Source organism: Paraburkholderia sp. RL17-373-BIF-A, from assembly GCF_046030175.1.
Taxonomy (GTDB): Bacteria; Pseudomonadota; Gammaproteobacteria; order Burkholderiales; family Burkholderiaceae; genus Paraburkholderia.
In genome coordinates this window covers 235,923-252,814 of the sequence record NZ_JARESO010000006.1, presented here as the reverse complement: position 1 = coordinate 252,814, position 16,892 = coordinate 235,923, and the positions used below count along the sequence as shown (strand labels likewise).

The window sequence follows — 16,892 nt, the reverse complement described above, 5'->3', positions numbered from 1 at the left end:
TGATGCGCCACGAAGCGGGCCGTTAGCCACGGCGCGCTGCGTCGAACGAAAAAAGCCGGTTCACATTGAACCGGCTTTTTTATCGAGCCGCGCGGGCTCCGAGGCAATCGCTATATCGCAAATGGTTGTAATCCGCGCTTCAGAAAACCTTCAGAAAAAAGCCTGAATGCCCGTTTGCGCGCGCCCGAGAATCAGCGCGTGAATGTCATGCGTGCCTTCGTAAGTGTTCACCACTTCCAGATTCACCAGATGCCGCGCGATGCCGAACTCGTCCGAGATGCCATTGCCGCCGAGCATGTCGCGTGCGAGCCGCGCGATGTCCAGCGCCTTGCCGCATGAGTTGCGCTTCATGATCGAGGTGATTTCGACGGCCGCGGTGCCTTCGTCCTTCATGCGGCCGAGGCGCAGCACGCCTTGCAGGCCGAGCGTGATCTCGGTTTGCATGTCGGCGAGCTTCTTCTGGATCAACTGGTTCGCGGCGAGCGGCCGGCCGAACTGCTTGCGGTCCAGCACGTACTGACGCGCCGTGTGCCAGCATGCTTCGGCCGCGCCGAGCGCGCCCCAGGCGATGCCGTAGCGCGCCGAGTTCAGGCACGTGAACGGACCGCGCAAGCCGCTGACTTCCGGGAAGCGGTTCTCTTCCGGCACGAAGACTTCGTCGAGCACGATCTCGCCGGTAATCGACGCGCGCAGGCCCACTTTGCTATGGATGGTCGGCGCCGACAGTCCTTTCCAGCCCTTCTCGAGAATGAAGCCGCGGATCGCGTCCTTGCCGTCTTCTTCGAGCTTCGCCCACACGACGAACACGTCGGCGATCGGCGAATTGGTGATCCACATTTTCGAGCCCGACAGCGAATAGCCGCCCTCGACCTTCTTGGCCCGCGTGACCATGCTGCCCGGATCGGAGCCGTGATTCGGTTCGGTCAGGCCGAAGCAGCCGATCCATTCGCCGGTGACGAGCTTCGGCAGGTATTTCTGCTTCTGCGCTTCCGAGCCGAATTCGTAGATCGGCACCATGACCAGCGACGACTGAACCGACATCATCGACCGGTAGCCGGAATCCACGCGCTCCACTTCACGCGCGATCAAACCGTACGCCACGTAGTTCAGACCGGGGCCGCCGTATTGCTCAGGAATCGTCGGGCCGAGCAGGCCGAGTTCGCCCATCTCGCGAAAGATCTCGATGTCCGTCTTCTCGTGACGGAACGCTTCGAGCACGCGCGGCTGCAGCTTGTCCTGCGCGTAGGCCGCGGCGGCGTCGCGTACCATGCGTTCGTCTTCGGTGAGCTGCTGATCCAGCAGCAACGGGTCTTCCCAGTGAAACTGCGCGGCCTCGGCCATGGCTTATCTCCTGATTCCTTGCTTGACGGAAACGTGTTTGCGCTTGACTTAAGTTCCGCTATGCGAAACAATGTTTTGCAAACCACGTCCGAGTGTATCACCCCATGACGCCGACATCTACTCCCTCCGAACCGCTCGACGAGCGCAAATTTGTGGTCGCTCTTGCACGCGGGCTGGATTTGCTGCGCGCGTTCAAGCCGGGCGAAACGATGCTCGGCAACCGCGATTTCGTCGAACGCACGGGTTTGCCGAAGGCGACCGTCAACCGTCTCGCCTACACGCTGACCGTGCTCGGCTATCTGCGGCTCGACGAAACCCTGGGTAAATACGCACTCGACGCCGGTGTGCTGTCGCTCGGTTTCGCGCTGCTCTCGGGCACGGACACGCTCGAACTCGCGCGCCCGCACATGCGCACCTTCGCGCGCGAGGTGGGGGCGGCGGTCTCGCTCGGTTGCCGGGATGGGCTCGACATGATTTATCTGGAGACGATCCGCAGCGAAACGGCGTTGACGCTTGGGTTGGCGTCCGGTTCGAAACTGTCGATGCTGACGAGTTCGATGGGCCGCGCCTATCTCGCCGTGCAGTCACTCGACGTGCGCGCCGCGTTACTGGCGGAATTGAGGAAGGCGGCGGGGAAGGACGGCGCCGAACTGGTCGCCGACGCCGAGCAGGAAATCGCCGCCTTTGCCGCGCAGCGCTGCTGCTATTCGTTCCGTGCCTGGCATGACGATGTCAATGCGGTCGCGGTGCCGTTTCGCGAGCCGCGCGAAGGGCGCTGGCTGGTGCTGAGTTGCAGCGGGCCGGCGTCGTCGATGGGAGAGGATGTGTTTCGTGACAACGTCGCGCCGCGGCTGAAAGCGCTTGCGCGGCGTTTGGGCGATACGGTTTGAAGTGGGCGGCGCGTGTGCCAACGCGTCAATCCAACTACTCAAACCGCCCGATCGTGATAATGCGCATTGAACAACGGGCCTTGCACGAAGCGCACGTCGTACTGCTGCAAAGCCTCGAACTGCGTTTCATCCATCACGCGGTTGAAGATCAGCGGAATCCGCAAGCGGCCCGCATAACCCACTAGCGGTTTAACCGTGGCATCGCGCAAAGCGGTCCCCGCATCCATCTTGATGAAGTCGAGGCGCGCAGTTTCCGACACGGAGAGAATCTGCCCGGCGTTGGACAGATTCCCCGCCACCTTGAATCCATAGTGCTGGTAGCTCTTGGTCAGATAGCCGAGAAAGGTCTTGTGCGCGACCGCCGCAGCCGGCAACTCGATCACCACCCGCGACGGGTTCAATCCGAACGACAACAGCACGCTCGAAAAATGACGCCCGTGGTCGTACTTCACACTCTTGAGCAGCCGCTCGTGCACGCGCAAAAAGAGCAACCCATGCCGCTGCGCGCCGAAGAAATTGATGGCGTGCAGCGCGCGTGACATGCGGTCGAGCGCGACCAGTTCCTGATCGTCGGCGATACGGTCGAACGGATCGAACACGTCGAATGGCGCCGCCTCGACCCGGTGCGTGACGGCCTGAAAGCCGAGTTCATCGCCGAAACGGTCCACCCCCTCGACCCCCGACGACAGTGACTGCGCCAACGCATGCACGCTGATATCGAAGATCGGTTCATAGGCGCTGGCGAGTTCGACCCCGTCGAATTGCGCCAGCGCGACGTCGTGATGCAGGCCTTGACCCATTACCAGATGCTCGCCGAGAAACGGATGATCGGCGGCGCGGGCAATGAGGTTGGGGATGGTCGGCGGAATCATGTAGACGTATGGATGGCGATAGTGAGGCGCTCGGCGCGCGGCAACGCGACTCGATTGCCGCATCCACTGATGGTAGCAGTCTGCACCGCCGTCACATGAACAAATTGCTCATAACGTTATCCGTCGAACGCTTGTGCCGACTGGCTGTCCGGGATTCTTGGATGGTTTTTCAGGGTTTACGTTAATTTCACTAATCATAATTCATTTTACTATACGTAAATTGCGGTGCGACTGCGATGGCGAGATGACTTGTGCCGTGCGCGCGGCGCATGCGCCGCCCACTGGCGCTGTCCGGCCGTTTCAGCCGCGCCGCCACCATCGAATTAATCCAGTCAGCATCAGGAGACGACCCAATGAGCGCAAAACCGGCCGCGGCCGCCGCCAATGTGATCGAAGTCGAGCGCGTGCTCGGCGAAACGCATCACCCGGCATTCCAGTTGCTGCTGCTCGCGCTATGCGGGCTGTGCCTCGTGATCGACGGGTTCGACGCGCAGGCGATGGGCTACGTCGCGCCGAGCGTGATCGGCGAATGGCATGTCTCGAAGGCGGCGCTCGGTCCGGTGTTCAGCGCCAGCCTGTTCGGCATGCTGCTCGGCGCGCTCGGGCTGTCGGTGCTGGCTGACCGCATCGGCCGCCGTCCGGTGCTGATCGGTTCGACCTTCTTCTTCGCGCTGTCGATGCTGGCCACGCCCTTCGTCACCACGATCCCCGCGTTGATCGCACTGCGCTTCATCACCGGTCTCGGCCTCGGCTGCATCATGCCGAACGCGATGGCGCTGGTCGGCGAATTCTCGACCCCCGCGCATCGCGTCAAGCGCATGATGCTGGTGTCGTGCGGCTTCACGCTGGGGGCGGCGCTCGGCGGCTTCATCAGCGCCGCGCTGATTCCGGCTTATGGCTGGCGCGCGGTATTCTGGGTGGGCGGCGCGGTGCCGCTGCTGCTCGCGCTGGCGATGCTTGCAGCGTTGCCGGAATCGCTGCAATTTCTGGTTCTCAAGGGCCGCAGCGAGCGCGCGTTGCGCTGGCTCGCGAAATTCAACCCGGCGCTGCCGATCGACGCGAACACGCGGCTCGTCGTGCGTGAGAAGGGCAACGGCGGCGCGCCGGTCGCTGAATTGTTCCGGGCCGGCCGCGGCCCGGTAACCTTGATTCTGTGGGCGATCAGCTTCATGAACCTGATCGATCTTTACTTTCTGTCGAACTGGCTGCCTACCGTGATGCGCGACGCCGGCTATTCGCCGGGCACGGCAGTGATCGTCGGCACGGTGCTGCAAACAGGCGGCGTGGTCGGCACCTTGCTGCTAGGCTGGTTCATTGAACGGTTTGGTTTTGTGCGCGTGCAGTTCGTGTGTTTCGCGGGCGCGGCGCTGGCGGTCGGCACGATCGGCACGGTGGCGCATGCATTGCCCTGGCTGTTGCTCGTGGTGTTCGCGGGCGGCTTCTGCGTGGTCGGCGGACAACCGGCGGTCAACGCACTGGCCGGTCATTTCTATCCGACCACGCTGCGTTCGACCGGGATCGGCTGGAGCCTCGGCATTGGCCGGATCGGTTCGGTGATCGGACCGCTGATCGGCGGTCAACTGATCGCGCTGAACTGGTCGAACGCCGCGCTGTTTCATGCGGCGGCCCTGCCGGTGCTGTGCTCCGCGCTGCTGGTAATCGCGCTGGCCGCCGCGACGCGCCAACGCGGCCAGCCGTCCGAGCCGCGGACCGCATGAGATGACGAGATCGAGTATCAACGGAGAACCTTGCATGGACACCCAAACACGCACGCCGAACACTGCCAGTTCGCGGCTCGAAATCGAGCCGGGCTATCAGTCGGGCTTCGCGAACGAATTCGCGACGGAGGCCTTGCCGGGCGCATTGCCGGAAGGCCGCAATTCGCCGCAGCGCGCGGCTTATGGTCTGTATGCCGAACAACTGTCGGGCACGGCGTTCACCGCGCCACGCGGCCACAATCGCCGCTCGTGGCTGTACCGGATTCATCCGGCGGCGGTGCACAAGCCGTTCACGCCGCTGCCTTCGGAGCGGCTCGTCGCCAACTTCGCGGAGGTGCCGCCGACGCCGCCCAACCAGTTGCGCTGGGACGCGTTGCCGATGCCGGCCGAGCCGACCGATTTCATCGACGGCTGGGTGACGATGGCGGGCAACGGCGCGGCCGAATCGATGAGCGGCTGTGCGATTCACCTGTACGCGGCGAACCGCTCGATGCAGGACCGCTTCTTCTATACCGCCGACGGCGAACTGCTGATCGTGCCGCAGGAAGGGCGCCTGCACATTGCAACCGAGCTCGGCAAGCTCGACGTCGAGCCGTTCGAGATCGCGGTGATTCCGCGCGGCGTGCGCTTCGCGGTGAGCCTGCCGGACGGCACGGCGCGCGGCTACATCTGCGAGAACTTCGGGGCGTTGCTGCGTCTGCCGGACCTCGGTCCGATCGGCTCGAACGGCCTCGCCAATCCGCGCGACTTCCTCACGCCGCACGCGGCCTATGAAGACCGTGAAGGCGACTTCGAACTCGTCGCCAAGATGAACGGCAATCTGTGGCGCGCGGATATCGGCCATTCGCCGCTCGACGTGGTGGCGTGGCACGGCAACTATGCGCCGTACAAGTACGATCTGCGCCGCTTCAACACCATCGGCTCGATCAGCTTCGATCATCCGGACCCGTCGATCTTCCTGGTGCTGCAATCGCAAAGCGACACGCCGGGCGTCGATTCGATCGACTTCGTGATCTTCCCGCCGCGCTGGCTGGCCGCCGAAGATACGTTCCGCCCGCCCTGGTTCCATCGCAACGTGGCGAGCGAGTTCATGGGCCTCGTGCACGGCGTGTATGACGCCAAGGCCGAGGGTTTCGTGCCGGGCGGCGCGAGTCTGCATAACTGCATGTCGGGGCATGGCCCGGACGCGGAAACGTTTGAGAAAGCCTCGCACGGCGATACGTCGACGCCGAAGAAAGTCGCCGACACGATGGCCTTCATGTTCGAAACGCGCACGCTGATCAAGCCCACGCGCTTCGCGCTCGAAACCGCGCAATTGCAGGCGCATTACTACGAGTGCTGGCAAGGTCTCAAGAAACACTTCAATCCGGAGCAACGATGAACGCACCGAGCGATCTTCAGGCGACGCTCGATCCGTCGCGCAAAAGCTGGGTCGAGTCGGCCAACGATTCGAGCAACGATTTTTCGATTCAGAATCTGCCGTTCGGCGTCTTTAGCGACGCTCTGAATGCGACGCGCCGTGTGGGCGTCGCGATCGGCGACAGCATCGTCGACCTGGCCGCGCTCGAAAGCGCGGGTCTGCTGACGCTGCCCACGTCGGGTGCGGGCGACAGTGTATTCGTGCGCGACGCGTTGAACGATTTCATCGCGCTCGGCCGTGACGCGTGGCGCGGCGTGCGTATTCAGTTAAGCAAGCTGCTCTCGCGTGATAACGCGACGCTGCGTGAGGACGCCGAACTGCGCAGCCGCGCGCTGATCCGTCAGGCCGACGCGCAATTGCATCTGCCGGTGCAGATTCCCGGCTACACCGATTTCTATTCGTCGAAGGAGCATGCGACGAATGTCGGCTCCATGTTCCGCGATCCGAAGAATGCGCTGCTGCCGAACTGGTCGGAGATGCCGATCGGCTATAACGGACGCGCGTCGTCGGTGGTGGTGAGCGGCACGCCCGTGCGTCGTCCTAACGGGCAGTTGAAGCTGCCGGATCAGGAGCGTCCGGTGTTCGGCGCGTGCCGCAAGCTGGATATCGAACTGGAAACGGGCTTCGTGATCGGCGCGGGCAATGCCTTGGGTAAGCCGGTTGCGTGCGCGGATGCCGAAGCGCATATCTTCGGTATGGTGCTGCTGAACGACTGGAGCGCACGCGATATTCAGCAATGGGAATACGTGCCGCTCGGACCGTTCAACGCGAAGACCTTCGCGACGACGATCTCGCCGTGGATCGTGACGCTCGACGCGCTTGAACCGTTCCGCGTCGCGCAGCCGGCGCAGGAGCCCCAACCGCTCGCATACCTGCGGCACGACGGCGAGCATGCGTTCGATATCACGCTGGAAGTGAAGCTGCGTCCGCAGCAGGCGAAGCAGGCGAGCACGATTGCGCGAACCAACTTCAGGCATATGTACTGGACGATGGCGCAGCAGCTCGCGCATCACACGGTATCGGGCTGCAATACGCGCGTGGGCGACCTGATGGGCTCGGGCACGATCAGCGGGCCGACCGAAGATTCGTTCGGCAGCCTGCTGGAGTTGACGTGGAACGGCAAGAAGCCGCTGGAGTTGCAGGAAGGCGGCACACGCAGTTTCATCGAAGACGGCGACGAATTGACGCTGGCCGGCTGGTGTCAGGGTGAGGGTTATCGTGTGGGTTTCGGCGCATGCGTCGGGCAGATTTTGCCGGCGTTGAAGTAACGCTGTAATAGCGGACGAGCCGCACGCAACGTGCACGACGAGAAACGGGGACGCCATTTATCGTGGCTTCCCCGTTTTGCTATTCATGGGTCATCATCATGCAGTGGCGCCGCGCCCAAGCGCCGAAGCGCCGAAACGCCGAAGCGCCGAAACGCCGAAACGCCGAAACGCCGAAACGCCGAAACGCCGAAACGCTTAAACCAATGTCCGGCGATCAACCAACGACTCGTACCGGCGCACGCCGTCTCTCCCACCAGACCGCCACCAGAAACGCCAACGCCGCAACAAGCAGTACCCCGACCATCGCGTCATTCCCGACGCCCTTCATCAGCGCGCCAGCCACCAGCGGGCCGCCGAAACTCGCCGCGCTCCACGACGCGCCCACCAGCGAACTCGCCGACACCAGCGCGACACCGCGAAAGCGCTCGCCGCAGGCAACCAGCGACAGCGTGTAAATCGCGCCTGCCGCCGCGCCGAGCACATACAGCAGCGGCCAACAGAGCCACGGCGAAGTCATCGCCCACGGCAGCAACGGCAGCAGCGCCACGACGATCACACCGCAACCGATATGTACGCGTTCGCGTCCAAGCCGGTCAGCCAGCCAGCCGATCGGGAATTGCATCGTCGTATCGCCGAGCAGCAGCGCCGACGCGAACAGCACGGCCACCTCGCTCGTAATGCCATGCGACATGGCGAAGAGCGGCAGCAGCGAGAGCGCGATCGTGTCGAACAACGCGAAGAAACCGGTGCCGATCACGAGCGCTGGCATCTGCGGCAAAACATGGCGCCAACTGCCGTGCGCCGCGTGCTCCTCCTCGGACGCTTGCGGCGTCTTGCGGATCGTGGCGAGCATCGGCAGCGCCAGCAGAAAGATCGCCCCGCAAATCAGGAAGCGCCACTGCGTGAAGCCGGCGATTTGACTCACCAGCACAGGACCGGCCATCTGGAACAGCGTGAAGTTGGTCGCGTAAATCGCGATCACGCGGCCGCGCGTGGCGTCGTCGGCCAATTGGTTGACCCACGCTTCGCCGATCGTGAAGAGGAGCATCAGCGCCGCGCCGCATAGCACGCGCAACACGGCCCACAGCCACAGGTTCGAGGTGAGTTGCATCAGCGCCGTGGCGAACGCCACTACCAGCACGGCGCTCACGATCACCTGGCGGCCACCGAAACGCGCCGCGATCCATCCCGCGAGCGGCACGATGACGAGCCCGCCGCCCGCTTGCGCGGCAGTCAGCAGGCCGACCACGTCGGTGCCGTAACCGGCTTGCGTGAGTGCGAGGGCAGTGAGGGGAAGCGTTGCGCCGCTGCCGAGTCCGACGACGGCGACGCTAAGGATCAAAGCGAGGAAATCGCGAGTGAAGATGACTTTCATCGGCCGAGATGCTACTACGGCCGCGAGTCATCCGCACCTGTGCGGGGTTTGACGCGAGCGAGCAGAAGGGCGGTTAGCCCGCCATCGCCATGCGTTGCGCGCGCCGGTCGATCGACACCGACCACAGTGTCAGCACCAGCGCGCCGATCGAGGTCGCCACGCCGACCCAGGGCAGCGTCGTGAGCGGTGCGCCCGCGCCGATCGCCATGCCGCCGAGCCAGGCGCCGGTCGCATTGCCGAGGTTGAAGGCGCCCTGGTTCAAGGTCGAAGCCAGATTCGGCGCATGACTCGCGCGGTCGACGATCAGCATTTGCAGCGGCGGCACGATCGCGAAGGCCAGAATGCCCCACACGAAGATCGTGATCATCGCCGGGATCTCCGAATGCATCGTGCCGGCGAAGATGGTCAGAATCACGACGATGGCCAGCAGAAACGCCACCAGCGACGGCATCAGCCGCCAATCGGCGAGCTTGCCGCCGAGCGTGCTGCCCACCGTCAGCCCGAGGCCGAACAGCAGCAAGACGAGCGTGACCGCGTGCGGCGTGAAGCCGGTCACGTCTTCGAGAATCGGCGTGATGTACGTGAAGGTGGAAAAGAGGCTCGCCGACGCGAGCACGCTGATGCCGAGCACCATCAGCACTTGCGGGTTCTTCAGCACGCTGAATTCGTGGACGAGGCTGGCCTTCTGCATTTCGATCTTCGCGGGCAGGCACACGGCGAGCGCGGCCGCCGCGACGACGCCGATGCCCGTCACCGCCCAGAACGTGGCGCGCCAGCCCACCGCCTGGCCAAGCGCGGTGCCGAGCGGCACACCCAGCACGTTGGCGAGCGTGAGGCCCGTGAACATCAACGCGATGGCTTGCGCGCGGCGGTTCGGTGCAACAAGGCCTGCGGCGACCACCGAGCCGATGCCGAAAAACGCGCCATGGCAGAACGCGGTCACGATGCGCGCGGCCATCAGCACCGCGTAGCCCGGCGCCACCGCGCACAGCAGATTGCCGACGATGAACACGCCGATCAGGCTCATCAGCGCCTTCTTGCGCGGCATGTTGGCGACCGCGATTGCGACGATCGGCGCGCCGATTGTGACGCCGAGCGCGTACGCCGAGACCAGCATGCCGGCCGCCGGAATCGACACGGACAGATCGCGCGCGACATCGGGTAGCAGCCCCATGATCACGAATTCGGTGGTACCGATTCCAAACGCGGCAACGGCAAGGGCAAGCAGGGGCAAAGGCATGGTGAAGGAGCGTGAATCGGCGCGACGGGAAGCGTCGCGCGGCCGGCGCGCGTTTTCGGGGCGAAAACGCGTGCGCCGTACAGGGGTAAAACAGTAGGGGATTCTACCTAAGTCAAAACGGGCTTGCTGATCGTCGACACGGATGTTGTTTTTTGCTGAAAGTCGCTGTCAAACGCGAGCCTCGCTGCGTTTCTAGCGGCTGCCACCGTCGGGGCCGAGCGTTTTGCCGTGGCGGCCGGCACCACTGGCGAAATGCGCCGCGCCGGCCACACCTTCGTCGAAAACCGCTTGATAACCGCCGGCACCTTCACGGCGCAATGCTTCTGCGACATCGTCGAGCATGCTGTTTTCCAACACCGAACGGCGGTCGGCGAGTAGCGCCGCCTGTGGAAAGGCGGCCAGTTCGGCGGCCAGTTGTTCCGCCGCGGCGCGTACCGTGCCTTTTGGGACGACGCGATTGGCGAGACCGAAGCCGAGCGCTTCCTGCGCGCTCACCGCGCGGCCGGTCAGAATCAGGTCGAGCGCACGTGACAGGCCGATCAAGCGCGGCAAGCGGATCGTGCCGCCGTCGATCAGCGGAATCCCGACGCGCCGGCAGAACACGCCAAGCACCGCGTCGTCTTCGACGACTCGCAGATCGCACAGGGCCGCCAGTTCCAGGCCACCCGCTACCGCATAACCGGCAATCGCGGCGACCACGGGCTTGCTGAAGCTCATGCGCGTCGGTCCCATCGGGCCGGGACCGCTGCCGTCGGCATGCAATTCGTTGCGACGGGTGTCGTCGGCGAGGGCGGTCAGGTCCGCGCCGGCGCAGAAAGTGCCGCCCGCGCCGAACAGCACCGCCGCGCGCCAGGCCGGCTCCGCTTCGAAGCGGGCGAACGCGGCGCTGAGCGCGTCAGCCACAGGACGGTCGACGGCATTTCGACGCGCAGGGCGCTCAAGGATGATCGTCGCCACGCCGATATCCTGATTAGCTTCGATGCGCACGTGGTCATTGAAATTTTGCGTGGTTATCATCGTTGTCACCGTAGAAGTCATCAGCGTCTGCCCGCTGGGTGCGGGGTTGTGAGCAGTGTGCTCATGCAGAGTAATTAATACCGTGGTCTGTCATGCTTCTTACACAATCGGCTCGTAGCGTAAGCGCTCTTTTAATGCGCTGGCGTCTTTTCGCCGGCTTAACGAGCCTGCCTTTGCCCTTGTCCAATTCATCGTCAGCCGCCGCGCCGGCTTGTGCCGAGACGGTCTGGACCGTGCCTCTGCAAGAGCATCCATGGTACGACCACGTGCGCCTGAAACGCGTCTTCGTCACGGACGGCACGCGGCATCAGGTCGTCCTCGTCGACGTGCGCAAGCTGCTCGCTTGCGCCGATCGCGACAATACCGATTACGTGCTGAAGCCGGTCGCCGAATGGCACTCGGGCAAGGTGCGCGGCATTCGCGAGTTTCTCGATCCAGAGAACCCGCGGGTTCCGCAGATGCCGTACGTGACCATTTCGACGCGTCGCGCGCCGGGTCTGCTGGGCTGGTTCGGATTGGAGCGCGAAGGCGTGGTGGCGTTTCGCAACGGCCAGCATCGCGCGCGCTATCTGGCCGATGCGGGCGCGCGCTGGTTTCCGGTGGAAGTGCACGAGCGTGAGGCGACGTTGCTGCGCGAACTCTGCGGCGCCGCGGACGACGCGCGCACCGTGGTCCGCGCGACGCCGCTGAACACCGGCGGCGGCACCTAAGCGGGCGCGCGCACCACGTTGCGCGGCGTGCCGGCCTGCCACGCCACGACGTTATCGAGCGTGGTCTGGGCGATCTCGTTCATCGCCTCGCGCGTGAAGAACGCCTGATGCGCGGTGACGATCACGTTCGGAAACATCAACAGACGCGCGAGCACATCGTCCTGCAAGGGCAGGTTCGAGTGATCCTCGAAGAACAGGCCGCCTTCTTCCTCGTAAACGTCGAGCCCGAGGTGGCCGAGCTGGCCATCTTTCAGGGCGCCGATCAGCGCATTGCTTTCGACGAGGCCGCCACGGCCCGTGTTGATCAGCATCGCGCCGTGCTTCATCTTGGCGAGCGCGGGGCCGTCGATCAAATGGTACGTGTCCGGCACCAGCGGACAATGCAGGCTGACCACGTCGGATTCGGCGAGCAAAGTGTCGAGCGGTACGTAGCGGGCGCCGAGCGCGAGCAGATCGTCGGCGGGCTTGCCGGGATCGTACGCGAGCACCTGCATGCCGAAGCCCGCCATGATGCGGCCGAATACGCGGCCGATCATGCCCGTGCCGACCACACCCACGGTCTTGCCATGCAGATCGAAGCCGAGCAGTCCGTGCAGCGAAAAGTCGCCTTCACGAGTACGTGCGGCGGCGCGCGGCAGGCGCCGGTTCAGCGCCAGAATCAAGCCGACTGCATGTTCGGCGACCGCGTGCGGCGAGTAAGCCGGCACCCGCGCGACCGTGATGCCGAGACGCTCGGCCGTGGCCAGATCGACATGATTGAAGCCCGCCGAGCGCAACGCGATCATGCGCGTGCCGCCGGCATGAAGCCGCTCCAATACCGCTGCGTGAACGTTGTCGTTGACGAACGGGCATACCACTTCGTAGCCCTGAGCGAGAATGGCCGTCTCGCTGTCGAGGTGCGACTCCTGGAAGTGCAGTTCATAGCGATGCGTGGCATTGGCTTCGGTGAACGTGTCGCTGTCGTATTGGCGGCTGCTGAACAGGATCATGCGCATGTCGGGCTCCGAAGAATACGTGCCGGCGCTAACGAAGCGACCTGATGGCGCGGCAGGCGAACGGTCCAGTATAGGGTAAGCCTCACGGACCAGGTGCTTGCAATCCATTCGCCTTTGCTAAAGATCATTTTTTGCGAAGATAGGCGGACGCGAGTTAAAAATAATATTGACAGCCCTGCGGAATTACAATATCAATTAAAAAAGGCAGTTCGAAAAGGCGTGTTCACTCATGCTGTAATAATTGGCCATCAGCAGACGATATCTTTTCAAGGCATTAGGCAACTTCGCGAGGAAAGAGTGACAGTCGAGCTATCGAATGACTATTTCAATACCCGCCGCTGCAGTGCGGCAAATCATCCCGGGCGCAACTCGCGTCATCCCCTTGCCATAAATTAAGTTTTCACTCATTCGCTATGCCGATTGAGTAATGCGTGCGTAATACTGGGGACCGAATAAATTTATTCGAGTTTCTCGAACGATTTTTCGGTTTCCTGCCAATAAACCCGTTAATCGGCGAGCCAACATGATCGGTGAATTGCTGAGGTCTCAACCGGAGATCGCGCTGTTCGCAAGCCTTGCAATCGGATATTTCATTGGTTCGTTCCGCGTCGGGCCCATTCAGCTCGGCGGCGTGTGCGGCACGTTGATCGCTGCGTTGTTGTTGGGCCAGACGGGCGCGCGCATCGCCCCCGATCTGAAGAACATCGCGTTCGCGCTGTTCATCTTCGCGCTGGGCTTTACCGGCGGGCCGCAGTTCTTCGCCAACATCGGCCGCGGCTGGCGCTACGGGTTGCTGTCAGTGGTCGAGATCGTGTCGGTGCTGGTGCTGATCATGATCGCGGTGGCCGTCATGCGGCTCGATGCCGGTACCGCGGCCGGTCTGCTGGCCGGCGCGGCGACGGAGTCGGCCGTGATCGGCACGGCGTCCGAGGCGATTGCCAAGCTCGGCTTCGGCGACGCGGAAACGGTCCGCCTGCAGGCCAATATCGTGACCGCGTACAGCGTGAGCTACCTGTTCGGCCTGATCACCATCGTGCTCTTTACGAGCCAGTTCGCACCGCTGCTATTGCGCGTCAATCTGCGCGACGAAGCCGAGCGCGTGTGGCGCAAGCTCGGCGGCGACGGCGCATTCGGCGAGGGACAGCACGCGGCCGCGCCGGCGCTGGTGGGCCGCGCGTTTCTCGCCGGTACGGCGGCTGGCGCGACGATTCGGGCGTTCGAACAGCAGTACAGCTTCAATTTGACGGTCGAGCGCGTGCGGCGCAACGGCCTGGACGTACCGGCCGAACCGCAACTGACGCTCGCACCTGGTGACGTCATTCTCGTGGCGGGGCGACGTGAAGCCATAGTGGCGGCCGCTGCCGCGCTTGGTGACGAAGTGAGTGGCACCGACTTCGGCCTCGTGATCGCCGAGAAGCTCGACGTGGTGCTGACGCGCCGCGACCTGCACGGCCGGACCATCGCGCAGGTGCGCGAACAGGCGACGCCGGAAAACGGACGCGGCGTCTACATCGCGGCGGTCACGCGGCTCGAGAGCACGGTGCCGGCGCTGCCAAGCACCGAACTGAATCGCGGCGACGTGCTGACGCTGGTGGGCACGAAAACCGATGTGGAGCGCGGCGCGAAGCGGCTGGGCTACGCGCTCGTCGCGACGCAGAAGACCGACTTCGTCTATCTGGGTCTGGGCGTGCTGGTCGGCATGGCGATCGGCCATCTCGGCGGACGGGTGGGCGGCGTGTCGGTTGCGCTCGGTACGGGCGGCGGTTGTTTGCTGTCGGGGCTGCTATTCGGCTGGATCCGTTCGCGTTATCCGCTGGTCGGTTCGCTGCCTTCGGCGGCCGCGCAGATCCTCAAGGACTTTGGTCTTGCCACTTTCATCGCGGCAGTGGGTTTGTCGGCGGGACCGGACGCCATCAAGCTGGTGCGTGAATACGGTCTCGCGTTGCCGGTGGCCGGGATTCTGATGGTGCTCGTGCCGGGTCTGCTGTCGCTATGGATCGGCCGCATGTTCCTCAAGCTCGAGGCGCCCATGCTGCTCGGCGCGATTGCCGGCCAGCAATGCAGCACGCCCGCGATCAGCGCACTGGTGGGCGTCACCGGCAACTCCACTCCCGTGATCGGCTACACGATCACTTATGCACTCTCGAACATTCTGTTGCCGCTGATGGGGCCGGTGGTTGTCGGCCTCGCCGGGAAATTCCATTAGGCGGCAGATGTGCCGGACGTGGCACGCCATGCCACGTTCGGTCGATGCGGCAGGCGGCAGGCGGCATGTGGCGCGCGACACGATTGCGCCTCGCATGCGCGAGCCGCACCCAGTACTCAGTATCGCAAACTATCCAGCGAGGGCACGATGGACTGGCTACATCACATCTTTCAGAAATCACCCGAGATCGCGCTGTTTCTATCGCTCGCAGCCGGCTACTTCATCGGGCAGATCAACTTCGGCAAGTTTCAGTTGGGCGGCGTGGGCGGGTCGCTGCTGGCCGCGGTCGTCATCAGTCAGGCGGGCGTGACCATCGACAACGGTGTGAAGTCGGTGATGTTCGCCGTCTTCATCTACGCCGTCGGCTACGACTCCGGTCCGGGCTTCTTCAATTCGCTGAACCGCAAGACGCTGCGTGAGATCGCGATGGCCGTCTTCCTGGCGGTCACCGCACTGATTACCGTGGTGGTGTGCGCGAAGCTGTTCCACCTGAACAAGGGCCTCGCCGCCGGGCTCGCGGGCGGCGCGCTGACGCAGTCCGCGATTATCGGCACGGCGGGCGACGCGATCGCGCGTCTCGGCCTGCCTGCCGATCAGGTCAAGTCGCTGCAATCAGACGTGGCGATTGCCTACGCGGTGACCTACGTGTTCGGCTCGCTGGGCGCGATCATCGTGTGCGTGAACATTCTGCCCAAGTTCATGGGGCAGAGTTTGCGCGACGCCTCAATCCAGGCGGAACGCGAGCTGTCCTCCGGTGCGCCGTCCATCGCGCCGGGACAGCTTTCCGCGTTGCCCGAGATGGTCGGCCGAGCATACAAGATCGATGTCAGCGCCGGGAAAACGGTGAAGGCCGTCGAGACGCAACATCAGGACATGCTGACGATCGAGCGGATCAAGCGTGACGGGCAGCAACTCGACCCAACGCCCGATCTGGTGTTGAAGCCCGATGACGTGGTGCTGGTTGTTGGCCGCCGCGAGGCTGTGGTCGCATTCGGTGCGAGCGGCGGCGAAGTTGCCGCAGTCGAAGACATCGGCGTGGTTATGCAAACGCGTGAAGCCGTGTTCACACGCAAAGGCATGAACCACACAACGATCGCCGCCGCGCGGGAAGTGCTGGATCGTGATATGCGCCACGGCGTTTACATCCAGGGCATATCGCGCGCCGGCCAGCCGCTGCCGATCTTGCCGGAGACCAAGCTGGAACACGGCGACGTGATCACCTTCTACGGTTCGCCGAAAGACACCAAGCGCGCCGTCGACGCAGCCGGCTACGAGCTGCCGTACAGCATCAAGACCGACTTCATCTATATGGGCGTCGGCATCGTGCTGGGCTTGCTGATCGGACTGATCGTCATCGACGTGGGCGGCATTCCGCTCACGCTCGGTTCGGGCGGCGGCTGTCTGCTGGCTGGGCTGCTGTTCGGCTGGATGCGCGGCAAGCACCCGATGTACGGCGTGATGCCGACGGCGGCCTCGCAGTTGCTGAAGGACTTCGGCCTCGCGGCTTTCGTCGCGGTGGTCGGGCTGAACTCCGGCTTGCAGGCCGTGGTCACCGTCAAGCAAAGCGGCATGACGATCTTCCTGCTCGGCGTGTTCGTCACGTTGTTTCCGCTCCTGCTCACCATGCTGTTCGGCCGCTACGTGCTGAAGTACAACAACGCGGCCATCCTGGCCGGCGCGCTGACCGGCTCACGCAGCGCGAATCCGGCATTCGGCGGCGTGCTCGACAAGGCGGAAAGTGCAGTGCCGACCGTGCCGTTCGCGATCACGTATGCCATCGCGAACGTCGCGTTGACGCTGCTCGGCCCGCTCGTGGTCGGGCTCGTCTAGCGCGGGCGTC

The 16,892-nt window shown here is 63.9% G+C and carries 13 protein-coding genes; 7 read left to right on the top strand and 6 right to left on the bottom strand.

Going from position 1 to position 16,892, the window contains the following annotated elements:
* Positions 1-150: 150 nt before the first annotated feature.
* Positions 151-1,341: an acyl-CoA dehydrogenase gene (locus P0D80_RS10145; protein WP_132375967.1), complete on the bottom strand. Its 1,191-nt coding sequence runs from the start codon at positions 1,339-1,341 to the stop codon at positions 151-153.
* A 104-nt stretch (positions 1,342-1,445) separates the two neighbouring features.
* Between P0D80_RS10145 and P0D80_RS10140 the strand changes: the two genes are divergently transcribed.
* Positions 1,446-2,231 carry an IclR family transcriptional regulator gene (locus P0D80_RS10140; protein WP_408283359.1) on the top strand — a complete coding sequence of 262 codons (786 nt, stop codon included), beginning with the start codon at positions 1,446-1,448 and terminating at the stop codon, positions 2,229-2,231.
* 38 nt (positions 2,232-2,269) lie between these two features.
* On the opposite strand, the gene P0D80_RS10135 is transcribed toward P0D80_RS10140, so the two are convergent.
* On the bottom strand, positions 2,270-3,103 hold the full coding sequence (locus P0D80_RS10135; protein WP_132375965.1) for an EAL domain-containing protein: 834 nt from the start codon (positions 3,101-3,103) through the stop codon (positions 2,270-2,272).
* A 353-nt stretch (positions 3,104-3,456) separates the two neighbouring features.
* Here P0D80_RS10135 and P0D80_RS10130 point away from each other — a divergent pair, with 353 nt between their 5' ends.
* The 3 genes from P0D80_RS10130 to fahA are packed head-to-tail and all read left to right on the top strand — an operon-like array spanning position 3,457 to position 7,509.
* Positions 3,457-4,821 carry an MFS transporter gene (locus tag P0D80_RS10130; protein WP_408283356.1) on the top strand — a complete coding sequence of 455 codons (1,365 nt, stop codon included), beginning with the start codon at positions 3,457-3,459 and terminating at the stop codon, positions 4,819-4,821.
* 34 nt (positions 4,822-4,855) lie between these two features.
* The gene (hmgA, locus tag P0D80_RS10125; protein WP_408283354.1) at positions 4,856-6,202 is read left to right on the top strand and encodes a homogentisate 1,2-dioxygenase; all 1,347 of its coding nucleotides are present in this window, start codon (positions 4,856-4,858) and stop codon (positions 6,200-6,202) included.
* Entirely contained in the window at positions 6,199-7,509 is a 1,311-nt protein-coding gene (gene fahA / locus P0D80_RS10120; protein WP_408283351.1) for a fumarylacetoacetase, read from the top strand. The genes hmgA and fahA overlap by 4 nt, the downstream gene beginning before the upstream one ends.
* Positions 7,510-7,723: 214 nt before the next feature.
* Here the strand turns inward: fahA and P0D80_RS10115 are convergent, their stop codons facing one another.
* From P0D80_RS10115 to P0D80_RS10105, 3 genes are all read right to left on the bottom strand, one after another.
* Positions 7,724-8,884 (bottom strand): MFS transporter, encoded by a 1,161-nt coding sequence (locus tag P0D80_RS10115; RefSeq protein ID WP_408283348.1) that lies wholly within the window; start codon positions 8,882-8,884, stop codon positions 7,724-7,726.
* A gap of 73 nt (positions 8,885-8,957) precedes the next feature.
* Complete coding sequence (locus tag P0D80_RS10110; RefSeq protein WP_408178839.1) at positions 8,958-10,124, bottom strand: MFS transporter; 1,167 nt, start codon at positions 10,122-10,124, stop codon at positions 8,958-8,960.
* Positions 10,125-10,316: 192 nt separating this feature from the next.
* Positions 10,317-11,141 (bottom strand): crotonase/enoyl-CoA hydratase family protein, encoded by an 825-nt coding sequence (locus P0D80_RS10105; protein WP_408178838.1) that lies wholly within the window; start codon positions 11,139-11,141, stop codon positions 10,317-10,319.
* A gap of 92 nt (positions 11,142-11,233) precedes the next feature.
* Between P0D80_RS10105 and P0D80_RS10100 the strand changes: the two genes are divergently transcribed.
* On the top strand, positions 11,234-11,851 hold the full coding sequence (locus P0D80_RS10100; RefSeq protein WP_408178836.1) for a plasmid fertility inhibition factor family protein: 618 nt from the start codon (positions 11,234-11,236) through the stop codon (positions 11,849-11,851).
* On the opposite strand, the gene P0D80_RS10095 is transcribed toward P0D80_RS10100, so the two are convergent.
* Positions 11,848-12,846: a 2-hydroxyacid dehydrogenase gene (locus P0D80_RS10095; RefSeq protein WP_408178835.1), complete on the bottom strand. Its 999-nt coding sequence runs from the start codon at positions 12,844-12,846 to the stop codon at positions 11,848-11,850. The genes P0D80_RS10100 and P0D80_RS10095 overlap by 4 nt on opposite strands.
* A gap of 523 nt (positions 12,847-13,369) precedes the next feature.
* Between P0D80_RS10095 and aspT (P0D80_RS10090) the strand changes: the two genes are divergently transcribed.
* Positions 13,370-15,052 (top strand): aspartate-alanine antiporter, encoded by a 1,683-nt coding sequence (gene aspT, locus P0D80_RS10090; RefSeq protein ID WP_408283342.1) that lies wholly within the window; start codon positions 13,370-13,372, stop codon positions 15,050-15,052.
* Between the two features lie 147 nt (positions 15,053-15,199).
* Positions 15,200-16,882 carry an aspartate-alanine antiporter gene (gene aspT, locus P0D80_RS10085; protein WP_132375955.1) on the top strand — a complete coding sequence of 561 codons (1,683 nt, stop codon included), beginning with the start codon at positions 15,200-15,202 and terminating at the stop codon, positions 16,880-16,882.
* The last annotated feature ends 10 nt before the right edge of the window (positions 16,883-16,892 follow it).

Bases quoted from the DNA above. Each gene is read 5' to 3' on its own strand.
- P0D80_RS10145 (WP_132375967.1), bottom strand. From the start codon at position 1,341: ATGGCCGAGGCCGCGCAGTTTCACTGGGAAGACCCGTTGCTGCTGGAT.
- P0D80_RS10095 (WP_408178835.1), bottom strand. From the start codon at position 12,846: ATGCGCATGATCCTGTTCAGCAGCCGCCAATACGACAGCGACACGTTC.
- fahA (WP_408283351.1), top strand. From the start codon at position 6,199: ATGAACGCACCGAGCGATCTTCAGGCGACGCTCGATCCGTCGCGCAAA.
- aspT (WP_408283342.1), top strand. From the start codon at position 13,370: ATGATCGGTGAATTGCTGAGGTCTCAACCGGAGATCGCGCTGTTCGCA.
- aspT (WP_132375955.1), top strand. From the start codon at position 15,200: ATGGACTGGCTACATCACATCTTTCAGAAATCACCCGAGATCGCGCTG.
- P0D80_RS10115 (WP_408283348.1), bottom strand. From the start codon at position 8,884: ATGAAAGTCATCTTCACTCGCGATTTCCTCGCTTTGATCCTTAGCGTC.
- P0D80_RS10100 (WP_408178836.1), top strand. From the start codon at position 11,234: ATGCTTCTTACACAATCGGCTCGTAGCGTAAGCGCTCTTTTAATGCGC.
- P0D80_RS10140 (WP_408283359.1), top strand. From the start codon at position 1,446: ATGACGCCGACATCTACTCCCTCCGAACCGCTCGACGAGCGCAAATTT.
- hmgA (WP_408283354.1), top strand. From the start codon at position 4,856: ATGGACACCCAAACACGCACGCCGAACACTGCCAGTTCGCGGCTCGAA.
- P0D80_RS10130 (WP_408283356.1), top strand. From the start codon at position 3,457: ATGAGCGCAAAACCGGCCGCGGCCGCCGCCAATGTGATCGAAGTCGAG.
- P0D80_RS10135 (WP_132375965.1), bottom strand. From the start codon at position 3,103: ATGATTCCGCCGACCATCCCCAACCTCATTGCCCGCGCCGCCGATCAT.
- P0D80_RS10110 (WP_408178839.1), bottom strand. From the start codon at position 10,124: ATGCCTTTGCCCCTGCTTGCCCTTGCCGTTGCCGCGTTTGGAATCGGT.
- P0D80_RS10105 (WP_408178838.1), bottom strand. From the start codon at position 11,141: ATGATAACCACGCAAAATTTCAATGACCACGTGCGCATCGAAGCTAAT.